The following is an 11,736-nucleotide window of genomic DNA, read 5'->3' on the forward strand; positions in this document are numbered from 1 at the left end:
CTCTGGTATTGCTAGAATGGGGGCTGATGGAGTAATAATAGATGGGCACGGAGCTGGAACAGGAGCTACTCCGGTGGTAATAAGGGATAACGTAGGAATACCCATCGAGCTTGCTGTGTCATCAGCAGACACTATTTTAAGACGTGAAGGACTCAGAGAGAAGTTTACAATTATAGCAGCGGGTAGGGTTTCGTCAGCTACTGATGCTGCTAAATTGATAGCACTAGGAGCTGATCTGGTGAGTGTAGGAACAGCGGCCTTAGTAGCAATGGGTTGCGTTATGGTTCACAAATGTCACATTGGGTCATGTCCAACTGGTTTAACTTCAAAGATTGATGGAACAAGGATTTTCAATATTGAATTTGGCGTTAAAACCCTTATTAACTTTATCAATGGATTTTCATTAGAATTGGCTAATATTCTTGATAATTTAGGGTTAGAATCTATCAAGGATCTTAGGGGAAGAAGAGATCTCCTATATGGTTATGGTTTAACTAATGATACTTTACAAATATTAGGTATTGAAGGTACTGAAGAAGACCTTAACCCCAAAATGGGCGAGTTATGGAATAAGAGAATAATCTCTTATATGCACGAGTTAATGACTAAGGCAAATCCAGTAATAACTAGTATGGGCAGCACTGCTCCTCCAGATGTTGAGAGACCTGCGAGGATAGTAGATTGGTTAAGATCTGATGGAGCTCAAGTTACTCGACCTTCCATTGATCCGTACAGAGAGGATATAGATACATCCTTTTATCTTAAAGGAGGAGAGCTATATCTCTCACTACCAATAATCTTTGATATTACAGAAGCATCAAGTGAATATAAAGATGCGTTTGCTTGGAGTGCTCTAGCCTTATCCTCTGCAGTTTTTGACTATGTTACAATCGATAAGTATTCTGAAGTTTTCATAAGCAATGATGGTAAGGGAATAGCTAAGTGGAATAAAGGAGAACCTGAAGATGACTCTTATTTGTTGATTCCCAGTGACAAAAATGTTATAGATGATGTGATAGGAATTGGTGTTCCCGGATTTATAATTGATGAGGATCTAGGGAGTGATGATCTAGAGATAGTAGTTAGTGATCTTGATACAAAATTAAGGGAAGCTGGAATTAGAAATAATTACGATATATTAGCTAAATCAAGTAGGCTTAGACATTCTGCTGATGCTTTTAAAATGGTTCTGTTAGGAGCTGACTCAGTCATAATGCCCTATTTTGTTTTAGAAAAAGCTATAGGAGAGGGTAATAAGAGCAATCTTGAGGAAAAGGCGTTCAGCTTAATAAGCGGGATGAAAAAAGAAATAGCCTTACTTGCTGGTGCAGCAGGGGTATATAGCGTTCAGTCTACATTGACGGGTAATAGAGAGCTACTTCGTTCAATAAATCTTAACTCGATAATAAGGAACGAGTTAAGGATTAAGTCTGCAGGTGAGTTATAATGGAATATACCCCTTCTGGTTGTGGTGTTCTAGGTGTTTTAAGAAAGAGGAATGCCCCTAAGATTGGGGGTGAAGCTGTAGTAAGAGGGATAGATAGAGTAAGATATAGGGGAAGTGATAAAGGAGCTGGATTTGCTGTTTTTAATCTTCATGATAGGAACTATTACGTTATAAAGACGTTCTATAAAGGTAATCCTAATGAATTAAAAGAGATTCTTTCGGATTACGGAATTTACGTAAAGGATATTAAGTATGATTATGTTAGGTCAAACCTCTGCGACTGTAACGTTATTACTTTAGGAGATATTAACGAGATAAAGAAGGCTATAAGAAACGTTAATGAAATTTTATGGAACCAAGATAGGAAGGGAAGAATATATAGTATAGGTAGTTCTCTTCAAGTGTTTAAGGGTGTTGGATATCCTATCGAAGTGGCTAAGAAGTATAATGTGGAAAATTTGGAGGGTGATTTATGGTTAGCTCATACTAGACAGCCCACTAATTCACCAGGCTATTTTCCTTTCTGGTCGCATCCATTCTCTACATTTAATATAGCAATAGTGCATAATGGTGACGTAAGTTCTTTTGGAGCTAACGTGGAGTATCTAAGATCAAGAGGGTTGAGTAGTTTCGTTGGAACGGATAGTGAAGTGATAGCGTTTTTATTTGAAGAATTATTATCAGAAGGGTTAACTATCGAAGAAGTTGTGAATATTATTATAAATCCTTCAAGAAGATTTAACGGGTTGCCAAATCACGTAGATTACTTGTATAGGAATTCCAGGCTAGATGGTCCGTTTACCGCAATTATAGGTTATGATTCTGGTGATGATTTATACTTAATTGCGATAGCTGATAGGGCTAAGTTCAGACCCGCTATAGTGGGAGAGGACGATTATTATTATTATGTAGCAAGCGAGGAGAATGAGATAAGGGAAATAAGTCCTAAAGCTAAGGTATGGACTCTTAAGCCTGGATCATACTTTATAGCGTCGATTAACAAAGGAGTTATTTCTTATGGTAGAAACGAGGAAGAATTAGGATCATTTTCTCCTCCACCCGTTATGGTCCCAGAAAACTATGACATAAACGCGTACGATATAGGGTACAAGGATCTAAATTACGAAATTTTGAAATTAGCAATATCTGGGAAGAAAGAGATAACAGTTGCAAATGTTATGGGGCATAGGTATATTGGGATAAATTTACCTGCTAAGGTCATACAAGGACTTAGAATTAATCTTTATGGTGTTGTAGGCAATTGTTTAGCTAATCTTAATGAGGGAAACAACTTTTACGTATATGGTAATGTAGCAGATGATTGTTGTGATACGATGCATGGCGGAAAGGTGGTAATATATGGTGATGCGAGAGACGTTTTAGGTCAAGCTTTTCAAAATGGTAGAATTTACGTTAGAGGTAATGCAGGAAATAGAGTAGGTATTCAGATGAGGGAATATAAAGATAAAAAACCATATCTAATAATCGGTGGAATGGTCGATGATTACTTAGGAGAATACATGGCGGGAGGAGCTATAGTCGTCTTTGGCAAGAATATGAGAAGGGAACCCGTAGGAAATTTTGTAGGAAGCGGCATGGTAGGAGGGAAAATCTATATAAGGGGCAGGGTTTCCCCAGAAAAGATCGGACTTCAGCCACCAAAGCAAGAAATTAATAAGTTTTTAAAGGCTCTGCTACTAAAAAATCTTATAACGGAAGATCAGTATAACTCTCTCAGTAGGGAGGAGTACATTGATTTAATAGATAAGTTGGAGGGTAATGCTAAGGAGTATGCCAAGAAGTTGTTCGAAGAGAAAATTGGAATGCCTCATTACGAATATAGAGAATTGTCGGAGGAAGAATTCAAAGACCTATTACCAATAATTGAGGATTACTCAAATGAAATGAATGACCATTCATTTCTTGAGTTATTAAAAGAGAAGTTCACTATAATAACAGCTAGGAAATTAAAGTGAGAATTTTTGACATAAACTTATTCTTAAACGTGACTTTATCGAACCCTAGAGATCTCTTTTTCATCTCTCGTCTAATTTCAATATCTCTCTTGTCCTCTATTAGATCCTTTAAAATTTTGGAAGCCTCATCTATGTCAGAATATGAAAATTCAGGTACTATTTCATATGCTCCACTCTCCTTAGGTACAATGGGAATAAGGCCAGAGGACATGGCCTCTATCACCGGTATGCCAAAGTGTTCTCCCATAGTCGGGTGAAAGTATATCTTCACCTTTTCCATAATCTTGAGTAGCTCTTCTCTTCCTAGATTCGTATAAATTTCTATATCGGCATTTAGCTTGTTTCTCAGCTTAATCAGTTTCTGCATATAGCTTTTCTCATTTAGAGATCCTACTATAATTCCCTTAATACCAGTTTTTGCTGATAGTAGTATACTATTCTCTAGCATTTTCCCTCTCTCTATTCTACCTATGGTTAGAAATGCGTTATCTCTTGAATTCTCGTTATATGCTTTAGAATAAAACTCGACATCAACGGGAGGATAGATTACTTCTGGCTCTTGTATATTATATACCTCAGCTATAGCCTTTGCTGAATATCTAGAATTAGCTATTATTTTAGCCCTCTTGGCTTCATCTTTCATTCTATTTACTATTGTCCTAAATGGAAGTAGGTATAGCTTCCATATGAGTGATCTATTATATTTACTAGGTACATTAGAAATCGAAGGTGCTCCAGCATATATAATGTGTGGGGCAAGATTTGATAAAGGTAACGGGACTCCTGATAAATTTATGTATAACTTAGGCTTTACCTTTTTAGCTGTATAGTAAGAAAGTAGTCTTTGATACTTATCAAATTTAGACAAATGGAATGGTAAGGAATAGACTGAGGGCAAAAATAAGTCATAAGGTTTAGAAAAACTAACAGCAATGTACTGGATTTTTTCCTCATTTAACATTTCAAAAACTGTTTTGTAAACATTTCCTTCTCCACTGTAAGTTTTACTCATTCCTAAACCATGAGCAATTACTGCAACTTTTATTTCTCTCATTTATGTATTTGGTAATAATGGTTAAGATTATAATACCTGTCGGTCCTTCTGACAATCTAGATTGGGTAAAAAAGTCCGTATTTTCAGCTATATCTCAACCTGTTGATGGAGTAATAGTTTATGACAATAGTGAAAGAAGAGATATAAATGAATTTTTTGAGAGCCTTAAGGACAAAATAATTTATGTCAAGGACGAGAGAATGAAGAAAGTTAATATGGCTAAGTTGAGAAATAAGATGCTTAAGCTTGCTAATGATAAATACATAATAATGTTGGATAGTGATGTGGTTATACCTAAAGATTATTCTAAGAGACTTATAGATAAGCTAGAGAAAGGAGTTGTCTTTACTTGGATGCATTATGCTTATTCAGAGGATGAAGTAGACAAACATTTATCAGTAAATGAGCATAATCCAAATTTAGGTTGTAGTGGGTTAAACAGAGAAGTAATAAAGGAATTTGACGAGAGATATGAGAGAGATGAAGACGTATGGCTTTATGCTAAACTAAAAAAATCTGGGTACATAGTAGAACCGGCAGATGGTAGATGTCTCCATCTTAACAAGGTTCATGCTAGACTAGATTTCTCCTCATCTATCAAGGAGGCTAGGAGGAACTTGTGGAGAAGTAAATATGATATAATGTTGATGTTTGACGGGCTAATAGATTTCACTTTTTTGACTGGCTATGCATACTATGGTAGCTATTATATTCTAGGACTACTATCTGGCTTAATTTTTCCACCTTTAGCAGTCCTATACATTCCTTTGATAGGATATGGTATACGTTATTATGGTGGTGTTAGGAAATTCTTATTAAATCTAATACCAGGCTTAGCACTAGCTTTATCCTCTCCTTACGGATTATGGTACAATTTGGTCAATAAGAGAAAGTAACTCTAATCTTCTAGTATGGAATATTTTAGCCTTTTCCTCGTCATAGACCATTTTCCCATTCACTATTACTTTTTTAACGTATTCTCCAACAGCATTATAAACGATATGTGAGAGTATTCTATCTTTCCTTAATGGATAGAGATAATTCTTGTCTAGTAATACTAGATCAGCAATATAATCTTTTTCTATTTTACCTCCCTTTATTCCTAAAAGCTTGTATCCTTCGAACGTAGCCGACCTAAAAGCGTGGTATGCTTTTATACTTGCATCCCAATACGAATGCCTTTGAAGTAATACTGCATTTTTCATCTCCCTAAACATATCTAAAGAGTTATTACTAGCTGCGCTATCAGTACCGAGAGTTATATTTATATTTTTTTCTAACATTTCTTTGAACGGGAAGAATCCAGCAGTGGCTAATTTCATATTTGATGTCGGACAATGTGTAGCCTTATATACGTAATTTAGTTCCCAGCTTGCAACCCACCCTAAATGAACCATCTGCGATAATTTATCGATTTCATAATCATGAAGAAGTTCTACTGGGAACTTTCCATACCTCTTCTTGACCTCATAAATCTCCTTTCTTGTTTCAGAAACGTGAATGTGTATCCAGGTATCAGTTTCCTTAGCTAACTGTTTTGCTAATTTTAACGTGTTCAAAGAATTTGCATAAATGCTATGAACGTTAACTATCGGATAAAACATTTCTTTTTTCTTTAACATTCTCTGCTTCTTATCTATTTCATAAGGGTCGTAAAGATTATCTAAAAAAGTATATCCTGCTGCAGCCCTTATTCCATACATATTAGAAAGTTTTTCTATACCTTCTGGATTAAAGTACATGTCAACAAACGCTGTAGTTCCTTTAGAGAGCATTTCAATTATAGCTAGCTCGGACGCTAAATCCATCCAACTTTGTTTGAACTCTTTTTCAAAATCCCACATCTTTTCTAACCATAATGTTAGTTCTGCATCGTCATAATATCCACGTAAGACTATCATTGGAGTATGGGTATGAGCGTTAACTAATCCGGGGATCACTATATACTGATTACATTCGATTTCATCTCCTTCAGAATAATTTCCAACTTCCTTTCTCTAGCCATCTTGTATTACTATATTACTGTCTTCGATTATACTATCATAATTAACTATGTACTTACATTTTTTCAGTGTATACGTATTATTTCGTATCTCCACTCAAACTCACTTATCTTCTTTATCCTACCTTCAACTTTTAACTCTCTTTTAAACAACGGAGCAAAAACAACGAAAGTCTCAGCTTCACCTCCCTCAAAAGCAGCATTAAAACCATATTTTTTTGACGCAGATATTATATTTTCTATGTCTTCCTCATTAATTATTTTTCCTAAGAGGTTAAAGGGAAAACCGTAAGCTGAAGCCGACGTGATAATAAATTTATAACCTTCTTTTATTAGCCATCGCATATATTCCTCTTGATTTTTTCTCCAAATTGGGTTGTATGTTTTTAAGCCGACCTCTTCAGCGATTATACTAATATTTAATCTCTGATAGTCAGATAACAATGCCCCACTCACTATGCCTTGTGCCCCTAACTTCTTTGCTTCCAAAAAAGCTCTTTTTAGATCTTGTAATTCTATATCACGTTGACCGGTAGTCTCAAATACTAATAATTTAAAGCCCATCGCATCAGCTTGATATCTAGTATAATTTACGTTAGGATACTGAAACATCCAAGAGTCTTCTCTTTTAGGTATTAAGGTTATTAAACATGAAATTTCGAACCCTTTTAGAATTGCCCAGTGTAGAGCATAGGTGCTATCTTTACCTCCTGAGTACAATGCGCACACATTCAATATTAGAAAAGTAGGAAAGGAGTAAAAAAGAGTTAACTTTAATATTTCATGGGTAATTAGCTAAATAAATTATTTCTTTTTCTGTTGTTGCTCTCCGCCACCTTGTTGCTGTTGACCTTCCTTCTTCTTCTTCGCCATTTTTTCTCTGATTTTATTTTGGTAAGGAATTACTTAATAAGCATTCCTAACTACATCTTAGTTGAATATTATCGTAAAAAAGCTACGTTATTCCATAAATAGTTTCTTCCCTTAAATGGGAAGTATATAAAATATTCTTTGTTTAGTCCTTAAAATAATAACAAATGTTTATTTTTCTCTTTGTATAGAAGTAATTTTGCTAATGTTAGTCTTTAATTTGATTCCTTAATCTCTATGTAGAGATAGAATTAAAGTAGATTATTTACAATTAATCTTGATAAAGATTTTATTCTTCTAGGTCTTAAAACGAGATCCACAATAGAATTAACGTTAATTGTTGAGTATAAAAATGGATCAGCTCTAATGATCTCTTGACTACCTGCTAAATATGTGGAATGGGATAAGGTAAGTAATTCTGTTAATTTCTTTACTTTAGATAAGTTACGCTCTAGAAAAGCAGTTGAGTAACAAGCCAAAAGTGGTTGAGGTTTTTCGTCAACTACCATAACAATATCGTAACCGTTTTTGCTACATAGGTAATCAGCTATATTGACAGTTATAAAAGGGAAATCACAGCCGGTGATAAACACTTTCCTCTCCTTAACATATTTTAAACCAGCTCTTATTCCCTTTATAGGTCCCATATAGTCTCCATCTTCTACTACTATTATACCTTTAGAGATGACTCTATTAGTTCTAGAAACCACGATGGGGTCTGGAAATTGATCAATTACCCTATCAAGCATAGTCTTAGAGTTTATTTCAAAGGAACATTTGTCTATACCAAATCTTTTAGATAAACCTCCAGCTAAGATTATCGTGTCATAATAATAGTTGTAACTCAACTTCTTCCCCTTTCTTGTACATTACATTTCTCTTTAATATGCCAAAAGAATTAGCCTTTGTCAACTCTTTGTATAGTCCAACTCCCCACTTAAGAGGTTTAGCTGAACTTCCCTCTGTTCGAAACAGATAAATTGAATCCATTTTGTGTTCAACAAATATGTCATCAGCTAAATAACTTTTTACGTATTTTTTTAAATTTACGTTAATTATTTTAGATAATACGGAGAGACCAAATTCATGAAATGCAGTTATAGCTGAGACCACTTGTCCAGGTAATATAATTATTGGCTTTCCATTTACCTTACCAATACTACCTCTTTTAATTACATTTACTGATACTCCTTCAAAGAGTATCTCTCCTAATTTGTTTACAGCTCTCTTTACGAAATCCTTCTCACCTACTGATGAGCCTCCTATGGAGATTAATACATCGGATTTATCTATAGCATTTTCTATCATCTGAGAGACATCGTTTAAATCATCTTTAGCAACTCCTAGATAATTGACACTACCAAATTTTTCTAAGAGTTTAATTATAATAGGAGATATTGAATCTGGTATTTTATGACTCTCGGGATTTCTGAAGTCTGTAATTTCATTACCGTTTGCGAAAATTGAAAAATTGAGATTAGACACTTTTACTCTAAATATGCCTTGCTGAATTAAAAGTCCTAAATGATAAGGTTTTATCTCCTCACCTTTTGTTATAATAACTTCGTTCTCATTAACGTCCTCACCTCTTTCTCTCACGTTCTTTCCTTTTTTTACTTCACCTTTGAAGACCACATAATCATCTTCTAATTTTGAGTTTTCTATAGGGATAACAGTATCAGCATTAATTGGTAATGGTGCTCCAGTAGTTACATAGTAAGCTTCTCCATCTGACAATTTTCTTTCTGTAGTATCAAATGGATAGATCTTCCCTACAACCTTAAATTTCCCATACTTAAGATAATCGTTAAACTTAATCGCATATCCATCCATTGCTGATAGAGACCTTTCTGGTATGCTCTTAATAGCTCTAATCTCACTAACTACAATTTTACCTATAGCATCTGAAATATTAACTTCGCATTCTTTTGGTGTTACATTAAAGCTTGTAGAGTCTATAATTTTTCTTGCATCTTCAAGTGTAATCAATGTCATAAGATGTTATATATTTTTTAAGTTAATATATGATATGGTATGCATATTTCACGTAGTAGGTAAGAAGGATACTGGAAAGACTTCAGTGATAGAAAAAGCGATTAAAATAATTAAAAATAAGGTTAATTATAAAATAGCTGTGTTTAAACATTCTCATCATTTACTTGATTTAGCTGGGAAGGATACTGATAGATTCCGGGAAGCTGGAAGTGATTACATTGTGTTTCAAGAGGGAGAAAGGCAGTCAGTGCTATTTATGCCCAATGTTCTTTCATCTTCTCTGATAGATCTTTTACCAGTAGACATAATATTTATAGAGGGCTTCACGAATTTAGAGCTTGGTAAAAAGTATTTTATACAAAGCCCAGACGAGGTTGATGAGGTAGTAAATAGAATTTTGAGTGATTTAGAAGAATGTGTCAGAGTTAAAGGTTTTCTTCACTTGGATGAAAATAAAGTGGAGGTAAATTCTGAGAAACCTTTATTATTATTACTTTATAACTTATTAAAAGCGTTAGGAATTAGGAATGTCACTCTGGATTAAGGGCTCGGAGATAATATCTCTTAATCCTAACGCCTACGTGATAGATGTCATTTATTTTATGAAGAGAAATAATATTAGGAGATTAGTAATATCAGACTCATCTAAAATTATTGGTGTTTTTACTATTGATATTGCATTGAAACAAATATTGGAAAATAAGATGGAAGCTAAAATGAATGAAATAAAGTTAAAAAAACCAGTTTCAGTCAAATCAAACGATATAAAGAATATAGTAACAGCAATGTTAACGGAAAACAGCGATTTTGTTATATATACAAACAAATATATAATAACAGAAAGAGATATTATTAGTAATTTCAATTGGGAAAAAATTAAGGAGAAAAATTGGGAAATAGCTAGGAAGGCTATAGTAGTTGAGCCTTTTACTAAGATTTCGACATGTGCAGAAAAGATGCTTGGTAATTCTATACGACATCTACCAGTAGTTTTAGATTTGCCTTTAGGAATAGTTAGCGCTAGAGATATAGTGTATTCCTTTGAAAGTATGATGTCATTGAATTCGAATGTAGAAAAGATCATGAACGTTAATTTAGTTGTGGGAGATGCTGAAGATTATGTAAGAGATAGTGTAGAAATGATGTTGAAAAGAAAAGTGGGAAGCTTGATAGTTAAAAGTAAAGATAATAAAAAAGAAACTTTAATTTTCACTAACAGAGATTTAATAAGGCTAATTGATAGATATATTCGATGATCTTCATCTGCCCTATTGATGGTAGTAAAATAGATGATAATCTAATTTGCGAGAAAGGACATAAGTTTAATTTAATTGATAACGGGATCTATGATTTTTTACCTAGTAATGTCAAGATAAAAACTGATCAAATGCTAGAAAGGATAATCCCGATTTATGAGAATCTATGGGCTCCATTGGGTATGTTCATAACTGGACGTACATCATACTCTAATTTTCTCAGAAATATAGCTGAGTTCATTAGCGGAGGCGTCGTAGTAGACGTAGGAACTGGCACCGGAAAAATATTTGATCTCTTGAAATGTGATAGGTGCATAGGGATAGATATTTCATTAAATTTCTTAAAATACATGAAGAAAAAGAGAAAAGATGTCATTGCCGTTAGAGGAGATGCAAGTAACTTACCGATAAAATCCAATATAGCCGATGGTGTTTCTTCAACCTTGGTTTTACATATGTTGCCTAATCCTCATCTGGCTATTAAAGAAATTTCAAGAATTCTCAAGCCCAAGGGTAAATGCGGTATAGCTGTTTTAGCTAATGTCGACTCATTAATGGCCAAAATTCTTTCTAAGATGTGGAAAGTCAATCTAAGACATTATGATTATTATATTAATTTATTGTTGTCAAATTCCTTACAAGTGGTTCAAAGAAAAGAGTTTGGACCTTGGGTTATAATTAAGTGTATTAAGGCTTCATGAGAAGCGTAGCTGATAAGGCTAAGAAACTTAGCCCATTTATTAGCTCTAATACTTTACTTAAAATTCCTATTACAGCTGGAGTATAAACCAAAACTAAGACCCCTGACAGTATGAACAAGAAGAACATTCCTAACAATGCAGTAAAGTACAGCTCTCCATCTCCTGCCAACAATCTGAATAATTTCTCGCTCCCTGTAACTCCATAAATTATTCTCTCTATTCCGAATACTATGCCTATCATGTAGAAGATTATTGGACTAATTCCGAAAAACAACGCAGACTGCAATTGTTCACTATTTATTCCAGTTTTGAATATTAGATACCCTGAGGTTACTAATAATGATATTCCCAAGAGAGTACTAATTAGTCTTTTCTTTAAGTTCTTATTAACGTGGGCCATCCTACTACACCTACAAATTTTTCTCCAAGTTGAAT

11 protein-coding genes and 1 pseudogene are annotated in these 11,736 nt (G+C 34.2%); 6 read left to right on the plus strand and 6 right to left on the minus strand.

Annotation, left to right across the window (positions count from 1 at the left end; translation table 11 throughout):
* A partial coding sequence (locus DMP16_RS04935) for a glutamate synthase-related protein (protein WP_143576941.1) occupies positions 1-1,447 on the plus strand: 1,447 nt, incomplete at its 5' end.
* Positions 1,444-3,423 (plus strand): glutamate synthase, encoded by a 1,980-nt coding sequence (locus DMP16_RS04940; protein WP_069282057.1) that lies wholly within the window; start codon positions 1,444-1,446, stop codon positions 3,421-3,423. The genes DMP16_RS04935 and DMP16_RS04940, both read left to right, overlap by 4 nt.
* On the opposite strand, the gene DMP16_RS04945 is transcribed toward DMP16_RS04940, so the two are convergent.
* Positions 3,407-4,477: a glycosyltransferase family 4 protein gene (locus DMP16_RS04945; protein WP_069282058.1), complete on the minus strand. Its 1,071-nt coding sequence runs from the start codon at positions 4,475-4,477 to the stop codon at positions 3,407-3,409. The genes DMP16_RS04940 and DMP16_RS04945 overlap by 17 nt on opposite strands.
* A gap of 17 nt (positions 4,478-4,494) precedes the next feature.
* Between DMP16_RS04945 and DMP16_RS04950 the strand changes: the two genes are divergently transcribed.
* Complete coding sequence (locus DMP16_RS04950; protein ID WP_069282059.1) at positions 4,495-5,373, plus strand: glycosyltransferase family 2 protein; 879 nt, start codon at positions 4,495-4,497, stop codon at positions 5,371-5,373.
* Here DMP16_RS04950 and DMP16_RS04955 read toward each other — a convergent pair.
* From DMP16_RS04955 to DMP16_RS04970, 4 genes and pseudogenes are all read right to left on the minus strand, one after another.
* Positions 5,341-6,576 (minus strand): annotated as a pseudogene (locus DMP16_RS04955) (amidohydrolase). The gene DMP16_RS04950 and the pseudogene DMP16_RS04955 sit on opposite strands and share 33 nt — an antisense overlap.
* On the minus strand, positions 6,546-7,214 hold the full coding sequence (locus DMP16_RS04960) for a diphthine--ammonia ligase (RefSeq protein ID WP_069282067.1): 669 nt from the start codon (positions 7,212-7,214) through the stop codon (positions 6,546-6,548). The pseudogene DMP16_RS04955 and the gene DMP16_RS04960 overlap by 31 nt, the downstream one beginning before the upstream one ends.
* A 386-nt stretch (positions 7,215-7,600) precedes the next feature.
* A complete protein-coding gene (locus tag DMP16_RS04965) occupies positions 7,601-8,197 on the minus strand; it encodes a molybdenum cofactor guanylyltransferase (protein ID WP_069282069.1) in 597 nt (198 codons plus the stop codon).
* On the minus strand, positions 8,175-9,344 hold the full coding sequence (locus DMP16_RS04970; protein WP_069282071.1) for a molybdopterin molybdotransferase MoeA: 1,170 nt from the start codon (positions 9,342-9,344) through the stop codon (positions 8,175-8,177). Before DMP16_RS04970 ends, DMP16_RS04965 begins: the two co-directional genes overlap by 23 nt.
* 34 nt (positions 9,345-9,378) lie before the next feature.
* Here DMP16_RS04970 and mobB point away from each other — a divergent pair, with 34 nt between their 5' ends.
* Genes mobB through DMP16_RS04985 form a run of 3 tightly spaced genes read left to right on the plus strand, consistent with a single transcriptional unit; the run spans position 9,379 to position 11,301 of the window.
* Complete coding sequence (gene mobB / locus DMP16_RS04975; protein ID WP_069282073.1) at positions 9,379-9,888, plus strand: molybdopterin-guanine dinucleotide biosynthesis protein B; 510 nt, start codon at positions 9,379-9,381, stop codon at positions 9,886-9,888.
* Positions 9,872-10,600, plus strand: coding sequence for a CBS domain-containing protein (locus DMP16_RS04980; protein WP_069282074.1), 729 nt, complete (start codon positions 9,872-9,874; stop codon positions 10,598-10,600). The genes mobB and DMP16_RS04980 overlap by 17 nt, the downstream gene beginning before the upstream one ends.
* The gene (locus DMP16_RS04985) at positions 10,597-11,301 is read left to right on the plus strand and encodes a class I SAM-dependent methyltransferase (protein ID WP_069282075.1); all 705 of its coding nucleotides are present in this window, start codon (positions 10,597-10,599) and stop codon (positions 11,299-11,301) included. The genes DMP16_RS04980 and DMP16_RS04985 overlap by 4 nt, the downstream gene beginning before the upstream one ends.
* Here DMP16_RS04985 and DMP16_RS04990 read toward each other — a convergent pair.
* Positions 11,288-11,701 (minus strand): hypothetical protein, encoded by a 414-nt coding sequence (locus tag DMP16_RS04990; protein WP_069282076.1) that lies wholly within the window; start codon positions 11,699-11,701, stop codon positions 11,288-11,290. The genes DMP16_RS04985 and DMP16_RS04990 overlap by 14 nt on opposite strands.
* Positions 11,702-11,736: the final 35 nt, after the last annotated feature.

Source organism: Sulfolobus sp. B1, assembly GCF_007050195.1.
Taxonomy (GTDB): Archaea; Thermoproteota; Thermoprotei_A; order Sulfolobales; family Sulfolobaceae; genus Saccharolobus.